This is a genomic window from Treponema sp. OMZ 838, from assembly GCF_000775995.1.
Taxonomy (GTDB): Bacteria; Spirochaetota; Spirochaetia; order Treponematales; family Treponemataceae; genus Treponema.
Genome location: NZ_CP009227.1, coordinates 2,062,673 through 2,079,488, shown reverse-complemented (window position 1 = coordinate 2,079,488; position 16,816 = coordinate 2,062,673). Strand labels below are relative to the sequence as shown.

Annotated in this window: 16 protein-coding genes; all 16 read right to left on the bottom strand. The window is 45.9% G+C overall.

Going from position 1 to position 16,816, the window contains the following annotated elements; translation table 11 throughout:
- Nucleotides 1-64: 64 nt before the first annotated feature.
- The 16 genes from QI63_RS09485 to QI63_RS09410 all read right to left on the bottom strand — a co-directional run bounded on the left by QI63_RS09485 (nucleotide 65) and on the right by QI63_RS09410 (nucleotide 16,440).
- Nucleotides 65-781, bottom strand: coding sequence for a LysM peptidoglycan-binding domain-containing protein (locus QI63_RS09485; protein WP_044015847.1), 717 nt, complete (start codon nucleotides 779-781; stop codon nucleotides 65-67).
- A 3-nt stretch (nucleotides 782-784) separates the two neighbouring features.
- Nucleotides 785-1,744: a hypothetical protein gene (locus QI63_RS09480; protein WP_044015845.1), complete on the bottom strand. Its 960-nt coding sequence runs from the start codon at nucleotides 1,742-1,744 to the stop codon at nucleotides 785-787.
- Nucleotides 1,745-1,853: 109 nt separating this feature from the next.
- Entirely contained in the window at nucleotides 1,854-2,258 is a 405-nt protein-coding gene (locus QI63_RS09475; protein WP_044015842.1) for a Fur family transcriptional regulator, read from the bottom strand.
- A 235-nt stretch (nucleotides 2,259-2,493) separates the two neighbouring features.
- Nucleotides 2,494-3,087: a leucine-rich repeat domain-containing protein gene (locus tag QI63_RS09470; protein ID WP_044015840.1), complete on the bottom strand. Its 594-nt coding sequence runs from the start codon at nucleotides 3,085-3,087 to the stop codon at nucleotides 2,494-2,496.
- A 12-nt stretch (nucleotides 3,088-3,099) separates the two neighbouring features.
- Nucleotides 3,100-4,248 (bottom strand): 2-hydroxyacyl-CoA dehydratase subunit D, encoded by a 1,149-nt coding sequence (locus tag QI63_RS09465; protein WP_044015838.1) that lies wholly within the window; start codon nucleotides 4,246-4,248, stop codon nucleotides 3,100-3,102.
- 11 nt (nucleotides 4,249-4,259) lie between these two features.
- Complete coding sequence (locus QI63_RS09460; protein ID WP_044015837.1) at nucleotides 4,260-5,585, bottom strand: 2-hydroxyacyl-CoA dehydratase subunit D; 1,326 nt, start codon at nucleotides 5,583-5,585, stop codon at nucleotides 4,260-4,262.
- 107 nt (nucleotides 5,586-5,692) lie between these two features.
- A complete protein-coding gene (locus tag QI63_RS09455) occupies nucleotides 5,693-6,487 on the bottom strand; it encodes an acyl-CoA dehydratase activase (protein WP_044015835.1) in 795 nt (264 codons plus the stop codon).
- 121 nt (nucleotides 6,488-6,608) lie between these two features.
- Nucleotides 6,609-7,859: a sodium/glutamate symporter gene (locus QI63_RS09450; protein ID WP_044015833.1), complete on the bottom strand. Its 1,251-nt coding sequence runs from the start codon at nucleotides 7,857-7,859 to the stop codon at nucleotides 6,609-6,611.
- Nucleotides 7,860-8,084: 225 nt separating this feature from the next.
- The gene (locus QI63_RS09445) at nucleotides 8,085-9,935 is read right to left on the bottom strand and encodes an acyl-CoA carboxylase subunit beta (RefSeq protein ID WP_235619682.1); all 1,851 of its coding nucleotides are present in this window, start codon (nucleotides 9,933-9,935) and stop codon (nucleotides 8,085-8,087) included.
- A 290-nt stretch (nucleotides 9,936-10,225) separates the two neighbouring features.
- Entirely contained in the window at nucleotides 10,226-11,026 is an 801-nt protein-coding gene (gene gctB / locus QI63_RS09440) for a glutaconate CoA-transferase subunit B (protein WP_044015831.1), read from the bottom strand.
- 1 nt (nucleotide 11,027) lies between these two features.
- Nucleotides 11,028-11,993, bottom strand: coding sequence for a glutaconate CoA-transferase subunit A (gene gctA / locus QI63_RS09435; protein ID WP_044015830.1), 966 nt, complete (start codon nucleotides 11,991-11,993; stop codon nucleotides 11,028-11,030).
- Between the two features lie 123 nt (nucleotides 11,994-12,116).
- Nucleotides 12,117-13,259, bottom strand: coding sequence for a sodium ion-translocating decarboxylase subunit beta (locus tag QI63_RS09430; RefSeq protein WP_044015828.1), 1,143 nt, complete (start codon nucleotides 13,257-13,259; stop codon nucleotides 12,117-12,119).
- A 10-nt stretch (nucleotides 13,260-13,269) separates the two neighbouring features.
- Nucleotides 13,270-13,668, bottom strand: a complete 399-nt coding sequence (locus QI63_RS09425; RefSeq protein ID WP_044015825.1) for a biotin/lipoyl-containing protein — start codon at nucleotides 13,666-13,668, stop codon at nucleotides 13,270-13,272.
- Nucleotides 13,669-13,690: 22 nt separating this feature from the next.
- Nucleotides 13,691-14,002, bottom strand: coding sequence for an OadG family transporter subunit (locus QI63_RS09420; RefSeq protein ID WP_044015823.1), 312 nt, complete (start codon nucleotides 14,000-14,002; stop codon nucleotides 13,691-13,693).
- Between the two features lie 179 nt (nucleotides 14,003-14,181).
- Nucleotides 14,182-15,390: a sodium/glutamate symporter gene (gene gltS, locus QI63_RS09415; RefSeq protein WP_044015821.1), complete on the bottom strand. Its 1,209-nt coding sequence runs from the start codon at nucleotides 15,388-15,390 to the stop codon at nucleotides 14,182-14,184.
- A 54-nt stretch (nucleotides 15,391-15,444) separates the two neighbouring features.
- On the bottom strand, nucleotides 15,445-16,440 hold the full coding sequence (locus QI63_RS09410) for a 2-hydroxyacid dehydrogenase (RefSeq protein WP_044015819.1): 996 nt from the start codon (nucleotides 16,438-16,440) through the stop codon (nucleotides 15,445-15,447).
- Nucleotides 16,441-16,816: the final 376 nt, after the last annotated feature.

Here is a 16,816-nt window from a genome sequence, read left to right as displayed (position 1 = left end):
TGGACGGGAATATAAAAGAACCTCTAAAAACTTTTGTTTTTAGAGGTTCGCAGATGATTATTTCTTACTTTTTAGCCGGCGGTAATTTTTCGTAGGTTACCGCAGGATCGTACATACCGCTGCGTTTTTCGCCGCGGAGGCTCGGAATTGTCAAGATAATACCGGGTTCAACCAGATCAGGGTTGTTAGGATCGGGCAACTTATTCTTGTTCGCTTCATACAGCTTCCGCCACAGATACGGATTATCATAAATAGCCTTATCCTTTGCGATATTCCATAAACAGTCCCGTTCACCGCGCCATGTGCGGATACGGTATTGAGCCGGGAGCGTTGTGAAACCGGATTCATCACCGGTAACGACAGCAAGTGCATCCAAAACTTTTTTTGCGCAGACAACCGCAACGTCAAAGTCTTTATTTCCAAATGCGGTATTTCCTGCCTTTAAAGCCTCAGTTGCTGTCTTAAATGCTTCAGGATATTTCTCTTCAGCTTTGTTGTTTTTCGCCCATGTATAGCGGGTGCGTGCTCTATTCATTGCTTGTTCAGCTTCAACACGCGCAAGCATATATTGAATATAATCAGCCGATTTTTGAGCATTCTCTTCGGCAAGCCGTGAATACTCTATAGAAGCGTCATAATCACCTTCGCTATATGCTCGCCGTGCCAATTCGGAATAAGCGCGGCTCTTCCGCTGATACTCATTATTATCATACGATACGGCAAATAGTAACGCAGCTCCTAATACGAAGAATACGGTACAGAGAATCGCTGTTTTTTTCATGGGTTACCTCCCGTTACCGGATGACGTTGTATTGCCGGTATTTGTAGAACGCTGTAATTCGTCAAGATTAACCGGCTCTTCGGAAAAACCTTCCGCATTTTCCGGCAACGGCGCTTCGCGGTCGGCTTCTTTTGCAAGCTTGCTGCTGGCATCCTGACGAGCTTTTGCCCGTTCCATTGCATCATTTGCCTGTGCCCGTTTAACTTTCACCTTTTCGTAGATATCGTTAAACTCATCGGAAGCGGTCATATAGCCCGTATACGCTTGTTCATACTTCTTATTACCGGCGGCAATTCCTGCTGTGCGGTAACGATTCACCGTTTTTGTATACGGGTCTTTCATCGCCGTAGCCGCTTTAACCGAATCTGCGCGGGAACGTGCTTCATCGGCCTTCTTTTTTGCATCACCCATCATTGAAGCAAAACCGGCTTCTTTTACCTTCTCATAGAAATTCAGTGCTTCTTCAGAGGTTTCAAAAGCTTTTGCCGGATCAGGTTCATAAAGAGCGGGTATCTTTGCAGATAAATCTTGAGCCTTTTTATAGCTTTCCGCATCATAGGCAGCAAATTTATTTTTGTCGATCTTTGCTTTTAACTCGGCGATCTTCATTCGGTTAGCCAGAGTACGATACTGAGCGGTAGCTCTTTGAGCCTTTTCCTGTGCTTCAGCAAAGTTATTTGATTCATAACTCTTTCTTGCTTCGGCCGCCGTATCGTCGGCTGATTTAAACTGCGCAGGATAAGTCGTATCTGCCTTGACGTTCACCGCTTCGGTACGAGCCTTTGCCATCTCATCCAGTAGACGAGCTGTCTTTACCTGTTCTTCGGTTTTCTCCGAATCAGCAGGCTTTACCGATTCAGGTTTTTGCTCCGGCTTAGGTTTATTAGATGCACAAGCACCGAAACCGAATAACAGAACACAAACACAGAGAATATAAAACAATGTTTTCAGTGTTTTATTCATTACAACCTCCATTTCTAAACGGATATCCAGACATCTAAAAAACTCATAGAGCTCTTAAAGAAGTTTGTCTAGTGCGAAAGTTTTTCGCATGAATAAATTACTATAGAACTCAATCCTTTTCAAGACACTGACACTCAGGACACAGTCCGAAAAAATCAAACCGATGTGAATCAATGCGATAGCCGCTCATCTCCGCAGCCTTTTTCTCACAATCTTCATCGGACGGCATAAACGCATCTTCTACCTTGCCGCACCGGGTACAGATGACGTGATTATGAGCGCTCATATCCGCATCGAAATGAGCAAAGGTACCGTCAACATTAATAACCTTGATTCGTTTTTGCTCGGCAAGAATATTTAAGTTACGGTAAACGGTTCCCTGACTCAAGTGAGGAAAGTCTTTCCGAAGTTTATCATACAGCCACGCAGCCGTAGGATGCGTATGAGTAGAACATAATAGGTTAAACAATGCCTCCCGCTGTTTTGAATACTTGTATGACACAGCTTTTTTCATATACAATAACTCCTCGTATCAAAGCGCAACGCCTAAATTCATAATGAATACTACAATCTCAGAAGCGGTACTGTCAATATTCACATTCGGCAAAATCAATACTAAAATATGATTATTCGATAATTTGTAAGGGGATAACTGATAATACACTAGACACCTTCAGTATATGCACAGAAACTTACATATACTGAAGGCATAGATTTTCCTCTATTTTTTCATTTTCATAGAAGAGCTTTTATTTTTTTACTTCGGTAGTCGGTTCAAATGCGTGTGCATGCACAAATTCCACGGATTTGGGGATTTCCACTTCTTTGATGTTGTTCTTCAAAAAAGCATACATATTGATTTTCTTCACCGATGCAGGAATCTTGACCGCCGTCAGCTCATTCTTGTAGAAGGATGAAGTATCAACCAGCTCAAGGGTTGCAGGCAAGTTGAGTTCCGTCAACGCATTTAATGCAAAGGCGCTCGGCTCAATCTTTGTTTCCTTACCGCCGAAGGTCACTTCTTTAAGACCGTTCCGGTAAAAAGCAAAGCCTTCGATATCCTTCAACGCGCTCGGCAGTTTAACCGAAGTTAATTTACACACGCCGAATGCATCATAGCCGATGCTTTCTACCGTGTCAGGGATAACAACGGAGGTTAAGCCCCTGCGGTAAAATGCATTGTCGCCGATCCGCGTAATAGGAGTCCCGTCCGGAGCTGTCGCCGGAATGGTCAAATCGGTAAGCCCTTGTGTTTTTACCTTATCCTTTCCCTTCTGTGTCATGCCCTTTAATTCGGCGCCTTTAAAAATAAAATCATCATTTTCCCATACATTTTCACTCATACTGCTACCCCCTTACATCCGATTGAGCTGTACAATCTCGTTGAATGTTTCAAGCTGTGTTTTTACCTGCCCGAAGTCCGACATCTGCTGATCATAACCGACTTTAATCAACGGGATTTTTGCTTCACTGAATGCCTGCTTAAGCGAAGGATATTCCATCTCTTCCGTATCATCAAAGTTGAGCATAAAGAGGAGGCATCCGTCAGCCTTGTTGTCCTTTGCCAGTTTCACCACATACGCAGGGCGCTTTGTCAAATCAGGATCATAGAGCAGCGGATCCTCATCCATACGGGCAAATTGATCGGCAAGCGCCAACATCGGATCGTCGATAGAAAGATCGATATCAACCTTCAACGCACGGGATTCATGCGCAACGTCATCGGCAACAACACAGACCTTGTAGAAATCTAAGATATCCAGCAAGCCGGGGTTATCGGTAATAACACCGCTGGTAACCACCCGAACGCCGTCCCATTTTTCTTCCGGCAAGGCTTCGAGCAAGGCGTTCAGCTTTTTGAGCAATTCTGTGTGTTCGTCTTTCAGCATAAAGTATGAGCTTTTCAGCACATAGCAGCGGTCGGAAGCCTTTATGCTCTGCGGATGAGCCGCAGCGAGCTTGATAAACCGGCGCTTTTCAGCCCTGTTTTCGTTATACACTTTGAACGCTTTCTTTAAGTTTTCATCGGTTACTTTAACGTCGCAGATTTTTTCCAGCTCTTCCTTCGCCTTGGTGAAGATACGCGCGTTGTACTTCTTGCCGAAGTCCTCTTTGCGGTGCTGACCGTGATTGATAAAGATCATCGGAATTTTCCGTCCGGCACTTACCTTGTAGTTCTGAGAGAGCGGACGCAGCGTGTCATCCAGCGTTGTCAGCATTGAAGCGGAAAGCCCGTCGAGGGTACCGTCCAAGGCCATTTCCAAACAGCGCAATGCCAGCGAGTAATAGAATGTCGGGAAGTATTCCTTTGCCCGCTCGATGGGGCCTTGACCGCCCCATACGCCGAACGGTGCGATACCTGCCGCATAGACAATCTCTTCGGGTGCATAGTACGGGAAAATACCGACGGCTTTTTTCCCTGCCGCAAGGTATTTATCCAGCTGCTTCCGCGGATTATTCGCCAAATATTTAAATTGTTCCAATAATTCTTTGATTGTTTCCATACTGTCCTCCCCTACTCCAGCGTCGGCTTCGACCAATCGGTCTCTTTGGTGTTTTTAAAGTTGGTATAGACGTCCTCGCCTTTCGCCTGTTTCTCCTGCTTGCGTTCGTCCATAATTTCTACCAAGCCCTGTACACGTGTTTTGTACTGTTCCGTAGAGAAGTTACGTTCATCAGCCTGATCACCGTCAAAGTGAACAACCGGAATACCGAGGTCTTCTTTCCAGCGCCGCTCGATTTCGGGCATCGCACCGCTCCACGGTTTACAGCTGCGGTTGTAGTTGACCAAGGCACCGCTGATACCGTTTTCTTTTGCCATGGTTTCGCGCCATTCAACACCGGTTTCGATACAGACGGAACACGGCGCCTTGCAGTACGCGGCGGCCATTTCACGGATATTCTCATAACGGAAGCCGAATGCCGGAGCATATACGACAGCGGTCACGTTAACGCCGCTATCTTTTAAGGGATCAAACAAGGGACGGAGCGCCGGCCAGCACGGAATACCTTCAAACAAGATACGATGCTCTTCGGGATATTCCCACGTGGAGGTGTTTTCTTTAACCGACTGTTCAAACTCCTGAGCCAAAAGCTCAAAACCGACAGCGGCGTCTTCTTCGCAGCGGGCGGCGACAATGTCTGCCATGTGGTTAAACAGGTCAAACCCGCTTAACGGAGACGGCTTATATGACATAAACGAACAGGATTTCAACCATGCCGCGGCGGTTCTGTTTGCACGCGCACAGGCATCCTCAAATTTCTTTTCGTCGAATTTTTTACCGGTCAATTGTTCCAGCTGCTTGATGGCATGGTCAAACTGTCCGATAAGATAATCCACTTTTTCTTCGGGAACATCCACCGTGTTGGAGAACGGGATGTCGACCATGATGAGCGGAATATTATGCATACGTGCAATATTTTCGTACCATTTGGTCATCATATTGCAGATATTGTTACAGCACAACAAAAAGTCAGGCTGCGGCATTCTGCGCGAATCGGTGGGCTCTCCTGCGGCATACGCAAGGCTGATGCGCGCATAACCGCAAATATCGTTATCGTATCCCATATCTTCCGCAGCTTGGCAAAGGCGTAATCCGTCTTTCTTAGCAGCTGTCGATGCTGCATGGTTTTCGGGATACACAACATTAAGATCAAAAGCTTTCGCTAATTCAATTGGAAATTTAGAAGAACTCCATCCGACTAATTCACCGCGCCGCTTTGCTTCCCACGCGTTCGCATAGACCTTATCTACGACATCGCGTAAAATAGCTGCTGCGGGCTTATGACCTTCAATCGGCCGCGGCGTTTTGTTGGGTAACTTTTCCATTTTTTGGGCCATTTGTTTCCTCCTATGTCCTCAAGGTTATCTTCAAAAAACCGGCAGGTTCTTTAAAAGATGCCATTCAGGTCTACACCGGCCTTGCATTAACCGGCGTAGCGCCTTACTTATTTTCCCGCCTGCATACACTTTTGATGTGCAAACAGAGCGGCTCCAATTGCGCCATTTAACTGGCAATACTCACTCGTGTGAATTTTAAATCCTATATTCTTTTCTAATGCCCGTACCATTCCCTTATTCAGGGCTACTCCTCCGGTCATTATGACGTCATCCTGAATACCGACCCGCTTGGCCAAACTGCCGACACGGCTCGCTATTGCAGTGTGGATTCCTTTTACGATATCGGGAATTTTCGCACCGCTTGCCAACTGAGAGATAACCTCCGATTCGGCAAAAACGGTACAGGTTGAACTGATTGTCAACTCTTTGGTGGACTGTTCATCAAGCTTTTCAAGGTCTTCCAAATTGATTTCCAGAACCTTTGCGATAACATCGAGGAAGCGTCCCGTACCGGCAGCACACTTATCGTTCATAACAAAGTTTTCAAGCATACCGTTATCGCTAAGCTTTAACGCCTTAGAATCCTGCCCACCGATATCGATAATAGTACGAACACGCGGGAACAAGAAATAAGCGCCTTTTGCATGGCAGGACAGTTCAGACATCTGTGCCGGTACTTCCTTTAACGAATTACGCCCATAGCCGGTTGCGATAGCTCCGTCAAGCTGCTCCATCGAGGTAAACCCCAGCTGATCAAGCGCTTGCTTCATTACCCGTGCCGGTCCGCTGGTCCCCGTTCCAACCGGAACAACTGCCGTTGCGACGATTTCCTTCCCGTCCTTGATAATAACACACTTGGAAGCTGTAGAACCGACGTCTACGCCCATAGTAAATATACTCATAACGATATATCCACTCCCTTGCCGATAAAAATATACAAAAATTCCCGATCACGGGCAATTTTCAGGCAACCGCTTTCTCGTCAGCGGTTACCGTTACTTACGGCAAAAAGCCGCTTACACATTACAGTCCAAGCATGTGCTTAGCCAAATCCAAGAACTTTGTAATGATAATTGCATTGGTAATATTACTGATAAATCCTCCGATAACCGGCACGACAAAGAAAGCTAACTTTGAGTAGCGGTATTTGCGGCATACCGTCTGCATTGTCGTCATCGAAACAGGCACTGCCCCTAAACCGAACCCGATATGTCCGACTGCCATAACCGCCGCGTCATAGTTTCTTCCCAAAAGATTAAACGTAAGGAAGTAACAGAAAATAAGAATTAACACAACCTGTACAAGCAGCAATACAACCAGTGCGGTACCTAAGCCTGCGAGTTGCCAGAGTTTCATTGAAACAATCGACATCGAAACAAATAACGCGAGCGAAAACTCACCGACGATATCGAATGCATCATATAATACATTGTGCTTTGCGGGATTAGTTTTTGAAGTTAAATCCAACAAAAGGCGCATAGCGATTCCGCCGAACATACAGCATACGTGAATGGGGAAGTTGATCTTGAAATACTTCAAGGCTAAAAATAAAACTTGTCCGATACCGCATGCGATACACAAGAGAAACACAGCTTGCAGTACATTGGCTTTATCTACCAAAGCGCCGGCAGTACCGCCAGAACCTTCAGCCTTTAATTCCGCCGCTTCTTCTTTGCCGTCCAATTCGGGATTTTCGAGGTGGAAGCGCTTTACCATAAAGTTACCGAACGGGCCGCCCAAGATACAGCCTGAAATCAATCCGAAGGTTGCAGCGGCAATCGCAACTTCCATAGCTGCGGTTGCACCCGCTTCTACGGCAATCGGAGCAAACGAAGCGGCATTTCCGTGACCGCCGGTCATCGGAATACTGCCGGTCATCAGCGAAATAAGCGGACTGATGTTAAAGAGGCTTCCTACCGAAATGGCAGCGGCATTTTGCAACGCTGCAAGCAAAGCTGCCAGTACGGTAAAGATAATTACCAGCTTACCGCCTTTTTTCAACAATGCCAAACTTGCAGCAGCACCGCTTGCAGCAAAGAAGAGACAATAGAACAGCTGATTGACCATTTTATAATCAAAATTGAGTTCAAAAATATTGAGCGAATAGAGCAATAACGAAAGGAGCGCAAATAAGGTACCGCCCACAACGGCAGCGGGCAAACAATATTTTTTAAGAACCGGAATTTTATTACGCAGGAATTCTCCCACATAGATTGCAATAACGGCAACCATGAGTGTTTCAAACATACCTAATTTTAAAACGATTCTTTCCATAAACCGATAACTCCTGATAATGCTTGTATTTCCGTATAAAAATTACGGGATTTAACAACGCATAAATGAGAGCCGTTCAGCACAGTTTCTATCTGTTTGAACGGTTCTTAACTGAACCGATACCGGTCTCATTGCTTACAGCAACTAATCGGTACCGTTTTTTTGTTTTGTTCATTCCATCAAGTCATTCCTAAAAACTCACGTGAGTTTTTAAGCGTTGGCCTATTATTTCTTTACAAAGGTATTATATTCTCTAATTGCGCGCGGTAACAGCATCTGATGGAATGCGCACATTGCTTTTGGGTTCTGATAAACCGAGTTCGCAAAGGCAACCATATACGCCCGTATATCATACAGATTGACAATTTCGTCAACCATACCGGTCTTAGCGCAATACTGCGGAATGGATTTTTCCTTATACTCATTGATCAGTTTATTCATCTTTTCAATGGTCGGCGTTAAATCTTTTCCCGCATCCTTATCCTTAACCAAGCGGCGTGAATACATCGCGGTTGCGGCGGTTTCTCCGTTCATTACATTGATTTCAGTTGCCGCGGTACCAAGCGAGAACGCATTGGTATCGTTGCCCTGAGGCCCGCCCAATACGTAGTGAGCCGCAGCAGTTCCCTTACGCAGCGTAACTTCCATCTGCGGAATATTGGAATTCTGAATGGAGTAGATAAGCGACTGTCCCAAACCGAGCAGTTCCGCCTTTTCCGCATCGTTTCCGACGTCGATACCGGTGGTATCCTGCAGCCAGACAATCGGAATCTTATCGCGAGCGCAGAGCGTTACGAACTCATTCATCTTCATCAGCCCCTGCCGATAGAGCTTACCGCCGATACCGACAGCGCCTTCTTTGTATTCGGGATATTTCAGCAGCAAGCCCTGGAAGTTCGCCACAATACCGACTAACAGGCCGTCAACTTTTGCAATACCGGTTACCATTTCGGGGCCGTAGCCTTTTTTGTACTCGCTGAATTCGCTGTTATCTACCAGGCGTCCGATAATATCGTAGATATTATATATCTTTTTCTGGTTCATCGGCAAAATGGAATAAAGATCATTCGGGTCAAGCGCAGGTTCTCTCGGTTCGTCTACGCGGAAAAATTCCAAATCGTAGGCAGGCAGGTAGTCCATGTACTTTTTGATACCGTCCAATACGCCGATTTCATCGCTGTACACTTCGCGGAAAAAGCCCGTTTCGTTGTAGTGAATAGACACCGTTCCCGGTACGTCAACACCTTTGGATTTTTTACTTGCCTCGATAATCTGCTCGGCGCCCTCTTGGTCGATATAGCCTTTCGGGTTCATACCGCCGACGATACCGGCGCCGCCTACTGCCATATTCGCTTTTTCATGCGCGATAAGGATGGTCGGGCTGATACTGTGGTAACCGCCGCCCGCAGGGTTTGTTCCATAGATACCGACGATAACGGGAACACCGAGCTGCTGCAGCTCTACGTTCCGGTAGAACGGAGTACCGCCGCCGCGCCGATTCGCATAGACTTTTTCCTGTTCGTCAAGTTTAACACCGCTACAGTTCAATACATAGACCAACGGAATGCGGAGGCATTTTGCCGTATCGGAAGCCCGCAGTAAGTTTTCCGCCTGTCCGGGAACCCACGCACCGACAATCTTCTTATTATCGGAAGCAACGATAACCGCCCATTTTCCGTTAATCCGTCCCAAGCCTTTGACGATACCGGTCGCAGTTTCAAAGTCCTGCGGATTATAGAGGCTGTTTAAAGGACACCACGTACCTTCGTCAATCAGGTCGGCAATCCGCTGCAGCGCGGTCATTTGCCCTTTTTCGTTGATAGCCTCCGTCGGTGTTCCTGCTTCATGAATCTCATCTACAAGTCTGCCGATTTCTTCTTCAACATCTTTAATCAGCTTCTCATTTTCTTCATCAATATGTGCCAATGCTTTTCCAACTTGTTCCATATTCTGGAAATAGTTTGGCATCGAATAATCACCCATGTCTATTCCTCCGGTTACGACATTTTCCGCGAGCACGAAGCTCACGGAAAATGCTCTCTTTCCGTGCGAAATTTTATCAAAAATTTCGCACATTTTTTCTAACAGACGGGTAAACACATCAAGCGGAGTAGATTAACATCGCAGAATAATTGTGGCTATGGCGTCTAAAACTAGCCTTTCCGTCAGCCTTTTGAAAATAGCGGCACCGGATACAAGGCGCAAACAAAAACAAAGCGGAGACGTACTTGTTGTACGTTGAGCATTTATTTTTGTGCAGCAACGCCGTAAACGGTATGCATATTTTCAAAAGGCAAGGTTGAACGGCCTCCTTATTCTGCGGGGCTACTAAAAAATAGCCTGATGTGTTTACCCTACCCTGATACTTACTCTTCGACAGGAACCTTGATAAATGCCTGCCCGGGATCGATTTCCTCGCGGATCATCTTAATGACATCTTCGCTCGGCGCATCAAGCAGAACAGCCTTAGAAACATCGATATCAAAACCGGTATTTTCCAGTACGTCCTCGGGGGAAGAAGTCGGATAATATCCCGCTAAGTACATCCGCTTGGTCTTATCGTCAAATTTGAGGATACCGCGGTCGGTAACAACGGCGATCGGACCTCTGTTTCCCGGAAGACCGAGTCTTTCACGTCCGCCGGGGCCGTCTCCCCATCCGGCGCTGGTGATGTAGTCAATTTTGTCGATAAAGCGACGTTTTTCATGCTGCATCATAATAACAGTGTTGGAATATGTTGCGATACCGTTTGCACCGCCCGAACCGGTAAACCGGGTAATAGGATTATGATAATCGCCGATACAGGTTGAGTTTACGTTTCCGTAGGGGTCAATCTGAGCACCGCCGATAAAGGCGATCATACGGTCGTTATCGTTGAGCCATTCATTTGCCTCAAACCCGATAAAGCGGACATTCGGCCATTGCACTCCGCAGTGAGCCATCAGCCGGTTATCGCCGACGCTGCGCGGTACTTCGATCGGAGCGCAGTCCATCAAACCGCTTTCTACAATCAGCTTGCAATTCGGAGCAAAAATCCGTTTTGCCAACGAAGCTCCGATTAAAGGAAGCCCCGTCCCTACAATAACGATTTGACCGTCTTTAATGGTCTTCGCGATTGTAATCGCCTGCATCTCTTTATTGGTATAATTCTTATAATTCTTCGCCATCTTACTTATCCTCCTTCACAAGCTTTGCCGCATAGCCGAAGCCCGGCACAACATGGAGCTTCGCCAATCTGCTCGCGCCTAACTTATCGATATACTCATTATGATCTTTTACGCCGTATACCCACTCATTCAGGTACGCTTTAAAATCTTCTTCGGTCTTGGTAACGCTGTCGTACATTTTGAAGAAGTTCGCATCATAATCATAATAGTTATAGCACTGAGCGGGATGAGCACCGTAGGGAGTGTGAACAACTGCATCGACGCAGAATTCGGGAATTGAGTTCTTGCTGGGATCTCTTCTGATTTCTTCTTCGGTTACGAGTTCTTCGCAGGTTACGATACATTTTTTTGCGGCAATTGCGATATCGACATCGTGGAATTCATCGCCCTCAATAGAGCATGTCCCTTCGATAGAAGCCTTCTGCACGTGGATAATTGCGGTGTCCAAGCGCGGTACCGGTACGGCAACCACTTTTTCGCCGGGGTTAAAGGGATTGTCCATCTCTATCAATTTATCGTTAGGAAGACGAGGATCTTTTGAACGTTCTTCCTTACTAATTCCCCACTTGTTTACCAAGTCGGAACCCTGCATCAGCCGTACCGGCAGATACGGGAGACCGAGAGATGAAGCATGGAGCATCAGCATTAAAACATCCTGCGAATAGTCTTCCAGCAGCATTTTTTTGTTTTTTTCTATTTCGTGGCGGAAGCGGCGTGCTACATTCGTATAGCCGGAATTTGCAATATAGCAGTTAATAAAGGCCTTTACCCTTCCTTCACCAATCAGCATATCCCAGTCGCCGCCGGCAGGGCCGGAATAACCGATAAAATCACCTAAACCTTGACGCAAGATCTCGTTTACCGCCGCATAAGGCTTGCGGTTTGTCGTAAAACCGCCGAAACAAAGAACATCGCCCGATTTTACGTACGTTTTGATTGCATCATGCAATGACATAACCTTACTCATAATACATCTCCTTCCAACTATATGTACTTTAATGAGATAGACAATCGCAGAAATCACTCTTCAGCGATACATTCTATCATACAAAGAGGGAACGCCGATAACATCGGTATTCCCTCTGCATTATTACTTGCCGAAAATCAGCATAAAGAAGCCGGCAGCAACCGCCGACCCGATAACACCCGCGACATTAGGTCCCATTGCGTGCATTAACAGGAAGTTCGTAGGATTTTCTGCAGAACCGACCGTTTGCGAAACGCGCGCAGCCATCGGTACTGCTGAAACACCCGCAGACCCTATTAACGGGTTAATTTTCCCGCCGGTAACGACATACAACACCTTTCCGAGCAGAACACCGCCGACGGTCGACATACAGAACGCAAACAAGCCCATAAAGATAATGGTAATCGTTTGCACCCGCAGGAACAGCTCTCCGTTAGCGGTAGCACCAACCGTAACGCCGAGCATAATCGTAACGATGTTAATCAAAGCGTTTTGTGCCGTATCGGACAAGCGCTGTACAACACCGGACTCTCTAAAAATATTGCCCAACATCAGCATACCGAGCAACGGAGCAACCGACGGCAGCAACAGCGCAGTAAATAGAACGGTTCCGATCGGGAATACGATCTTTTCGGTCTTACTCACCTTCCGCAACTGCTTCATCTTAACCGCCCGCTCTTTTTTGGTGGTTAACAGCTTCATAATCGGCGGCTGAATCAACGGAATCAGCGCCATGTACGAATACGCTGCAACGGCAATCGGTGCAAGCAGTTCAGGCGCCAAGTTGTTTGCAATATAAATAGAGGTAGGACCGTCAGCTCCGCCGATGATAGCGATAGCGGCAGCCTGCTTCGCCGTAAAAATCGGTAAGGCGCTGGCAGCCATAAAGGTAATATAGATACCAAACTGCGCTGCCGCTCCGAGCAGCAAGCTGATGGGGTTGGCGATAAGCGGTCCGAAATCAGTCATTGCGCCTATTCCCATGAATATTAAGCACGGGAAGAGGTTACTTTTGATACCGCTATAGATAATCCGCAGTACACCGGACGTATACCAAGGATCCGCTTCCTTCATCAAATCCGCTAACGGTAAATTCGTCAAAAACATACCGAAAGCAATCGGCAACAGCAGCAACGGTTCAAACTGTTTGACGATTGCTAAATAAATTAAAACGAACGAGATGACAAACATCACAAGCTGCTGCCATGTCAACGCAGCAAAGCCTGATTGTTGCATCATCGTCCCTATAACCTTAATGAATTCCATGCGGTGCCCCTTATTTAACCTCTACCAGTACGGTATCAGTATCGACGGCATCTCCTTTCTTTACCCTGACAGCAGCTACGGAACCGGCAACTTCGGATACGATTTCGGTTTCCATCTTCATGGCTTCCAAAATAACGACCACTTGACCGACGGAAACAGCATCGCCCTCTTTCACTTTTACATCAAGAACGGTACCGGGCATCGGGCTGACTACGGAACCGGCAGAACCCGAAGCTGCAGGTGCCGGGGCAGCAGGCGGCGGAGCAACTGCAGGCTGAGCTGCGGGGACAGCTTGAACAGTGTGGGATACCCGCTCAGGGGGGCGTCTGGACAAAGAGGAAGAGCCGCCGCCGACTCTCTCGACTTCAACTTCATATTTTTCACCATTCACAGTGACTACATAGTTCATACTAAACACTCCTTTATGTGATTTATAGTTTCTTAATATTCGTAATTACGAATGAATTTAAAGGCTCGCGCCTTTCTTCGCTGATTGCGGCCGCAATAACCGCAACCTTTACCGCTTCGGTACCCGCTGCAGGCTTCGCATTGACGGCTGTAGATGCCGCTGCCGCAGGGGCTGCTTGAGGTTTGGCAGGTAATTTTTTCTCTAAGCCTGAAATAACTTTCGAAACGATCATAACGTAAATCGCTAAGAAGATTAGAGATAAAAACACAATGCCAAGCCCAAGCAGAGATGACAACAAGCTTGTAACAAAGCTTATGTACTCTGTTGTAATCATTCATACCTCCTATAAGGAATAAATAGCTTGAAAAAGCATCCTGGATAATAGCCCTATCATAATACAAAAAGTGCTTTACTGTCGAGACAGCAAAGCACTTTTTGACTGTTCTAGGGTATCTCTAAAAACTTGGTTATATCTTTAGAAGATACCTCACAATAGATATGTTCTTTTCAACGTTACCCGACAAAGATACTGGTAAAGGTCTGAATGATAAACGCATTAACAAAGTCGATAAACAGTGAACCTACGAGCGGAACAGCTAAGAAAGCCTTTGTCGAGAAACCGTTTACCGAGGTGAACGCTTCCATGTTTGCGATAGCGTTCGGGGTAGCGCCCATACCGAAGCCGCAGTGACCGGTCGCCATAACCGCAGCATCGTAGTCCCGTCCCATAATATTAAAGGTTACAAAATAGGCAAACAATCCCATAACGACGGTCTGTACCAACAGGATTACGATAAGAGGAATCGCCAAGTCTGCCAATTCCCACAGCTTCATCGACATTAATGCGATGGCCAAGAAGAAGGAAAGACATACGCTTCCGATAATACCGATTTCATCGATAGGTGTTTTGCTTTCAGTCTTATCGACAACGTTACGCATAATAGCGGCAATGAGCATCGGGATGAGGTATGCCGGTAAAGACAGTCCTGCTTTTTTAATAAGCGGAGTGATAAGGCCGCCGACACCCATTGAAATACCGATCATACAGGCTGCTTTAAAGAAGGATTTCTCAGTCATGGTAGCTTTTTGAGCAAGGGTCTCTTCATTTTCAGCTTGCTGTTGAGCATCTTTTGCGTTAACTTCTTTGCACACGAGGTTGTGCTTATCCTTTAAACGCTTTGCAATCGGACCTCCGAGCAAACAGCCCGCTACCAAGCCGTAGGTTGCCGAAGCAATTGCAACAACCGTAGCACCTGAAACTCCCCGTTCTTCCAAATAAGGACCGAAGGCACCTGACGTACCGTGTCCGCCGGTCAACGGGATAGAACCTGCTGCCAAACCGATACCGGGGTTAAGCCCGAACACCTTTGCCAAGGCAATACCGACACCGTCTTGTACAACACAGAGTACCGCTGCTGCGGCCAAAAACAGAAGTGTTGCAATACCACCCTTTTTCAATGCAGAAACACTTGCCAAGAAACCGACACTGGTAAAGAACACAACCATGAAGAAATTCTTCAAATTTCCGTCAAATGTAAATGTAAACAGCCCCATATTATGGCCTACTAACATTACAATTGAGAACAGTGTTCCTCCGATAACCGGCGCAGGAATGTAGTACTTCTGAAAAAGCCCAACTTTTGCTTTAATACCGCTTCCCAACAGGTACAGTATAATAGCAAGCCCCAACGTTAGATACATATCAAACGTAAATGTAAACATCTTTCATTACCTCCTCATAAGATGCATTTACTGTTGCACACCACTAGCAGTCAATTACTGAATTTTATTTTTGCAATCTCCGGTGTCAAGATATTCTTTTACATTATCGAAGGTTGTTTCGATCATATTAAGAGCGGCTTCATCAGTATAAGAACCGACATGCGGCGTAATAATGACTTTCGGGTACATATTGATCAGCTTCTCAAATGCAGGAACAGGCAAGGTCTTTCCTTTAAAATCCTTAAAGAAGATTTCTACCTCATTATCCAAGGTATCGATACCCGCGCCGTAGATCTTTCCGCTTTCAAGTCCTTCTACCAACGCATCGGTATCGACCAATTCACCGCGCCCGGTATTGATGAGGATGACATTATCCTTCATCTTTGCAATTGCTTCTTTGGTGATAATCTTACCGTTTTCTTTGATATACGGAGCATGGAGCGTGATAATATCGGATTTTGCAAGCACTTCATCCATCGGCATCTGTGTTACGATGTCTTCCACACCGGTTTTCGGGAAAATATCAAATCCGATAACATTCGCGCCTAAACCTTTAAACAGTTTAGCTGCTGTCATACCGATTCGCCCCAGACCGAGTACACCGACCGTACAATTCCGTACTTCGCGTGAGAACATCTGCTTATCGACAATAAAGTTCTTATCTTTTGTCTTGTTGCCGGTATACGTAACATTGCGCAACAGCGTCATCGCTAACGTCAGCGCCAATTCCGCAATCGCATTCGGAGAATAAAACGGCACGTATGCCATTTTAAATCCTAATTCTTTTGCATACGGGATATCGATGTGATTAACCCCGACCGTTCGGGTTAATACATATTTAACGCCGAGTTCTTTATAAATATCCAGCCGCTCTTTTGTCGCAAAGCAGTTTCCGCGCAATACGACTACGTCATGCCCTGCCGCCTTCTTTGCGGTCGCCTCATCGGTCAGATATTCGGGGATTAAGGTCATTTCGTACCCGAATTTCTTATTTACCGCTTCAAAGATAGGAACTTCGACATCGCGCACGCCGTAAAAAATAATTTTCATTCTACAGTGCCTCCTTAAATTACATAAACCTGAAAATAGAGTCGAAAACAGCACCAAACCAACAATACAAGCACTTATCTAAGTATAAATAATAACTGCTTGTATAATTGATATATTGGCCTATAATGCTCATACTCATTCCAGTATTATTTAATCCTACAATGCCTCTACCGCGTTGTCAAGAAAATAAATAAATAAATTTATTTTTATTTTTACAGGATAACGGGTACATAAGTCACGCATGTTTTAGTCCTTTACGCGGGACATTACCATTCTGAGCATAGACAGTGATACGCAAAAGGGCTAGAATACATCTACTATTATACAGTATAGATAGTATAGAGCCGGACGGATAATAATTTTACCGTGAGACCCC

What these genes read in the sequence shown, in the direction of transcription:
- QI63_RS09485 (WP_044015847.1), bottom strand. Translation starts at nt 781, where the DNA reads ATGAAAAAAACAGCGATTCTCTGTACCGTATTCTTCGTATTAGGAGCT.
- QI63_RS09480 (WP_044015845.1), bottom strand. Translation starts at nt 1,744, where the DNA reads ATGAATAAAACACTGAAAACATTGTTTTATATTCTCTGTGTTTGTGTT.
- QI63_RS09475 (WP_044015842.1), bottom strand. Translation starts at nt 2,258, where the DNA reads ATGAAAAAAGCTGTGTCATACAAGTATTCAAAACAGCGGGAGGCATTG.
- QI63_RS09470 (WP_044015840.1), bottom strand. Translation starts at nt 3,087, where the DNA reads ATGAGTGAAAATGTATGGGAAAATGATGATTTTATTTTTAAAGGCGCC.
- QI63_RS09465 (WP_044015838.1), bottom strand. Translation starts at nt 4,248, where the DNA reads ATGGAAACAATCAAAGAATTATTGGAACAATTTAAATATTTGGCGAAT.
- QI63_RS09460 (WP_044015837.1), bottom strand. Translation starts at nt 5,585, where the DNA reads ATGGCCCAAAAAATGGAAAAGTTACCCAACAAAACGCCGCGGCCGATT.
- QI63_RS09455 (WP_044015835.1), bottom strand. Translation starts at nt 6,487, where the DNA reads ATGAGTATATTTACTATGGGCGTAGACGTCGGTTCTACAGCTTCCAAG.
- QI63_RS09450 (WP_044015833.1), bottom strand. Translation starts at nt 7,859, where the DNA reads ATGGAAAGAATCGTTTTAAAATTAGGTATGTTTGAAACACTCATGGTT.
- QI63_RS09445 (WP_235619682.1), bottom strand. Translation starts at nt 9,935, where the DNA reads ATGTGCGAAATTTTTGATAAAATTTCGCACGGAAAGAGAGCATTTTCC.
- gctB (WP_044015831.1), bottom strand. Translation starts at nt 11,026, where the DNA reads ATGGCGAAGAATTATAAGAATTATACCAATAAAGAGATGCAGGCGATT.
- gctA (WP_044015830.1), bottom strand. Translation starts at nt 11,993, where the DNA reads ATGAGTAAGGTTATGTCATTGCATGATGCAATCAAAACGTACGTAAAA.
- QI63_RS09430 (WP_044015828.1), bottom strand. Translation starts at nt 13,259, where the DNA reads ATGGAATTCATTAAGGTTATAGGGACGATGATGCAACAATCAGGCTTT.
- QI63_RS09425 (WP_044015825.1), bottom strand. Translation starts at nt 13,668, where the DNA reads ATGAACTATGTAGTCACTGTGAATGGTGAAAAATATGAAGTTGAAGTC.
- QI63_RS09420 (WP_044015823.1), bottom strand. Translation starts at nt 14,002, where the DNA reads ATGATTACAACAGAGTACATAAGCTTTGTTACAAGCTTGTTGTCATCT.
- gltS (WP_044015821.1), bottom strand. Translation starts at nt 15,390, where the DNA reads ATGTTTACATTTACGTTTGATATGTATCTAACGTTGGGGCTTGCTATT.
- QI63_RS09410 (WP_044015819.1), bottom strand. Translation starts at nt 16,440, where the DNA reads ATGAAAATTATTTTTTACGGCGTGCGCGATGTCGAAGTTCCTATCTTT.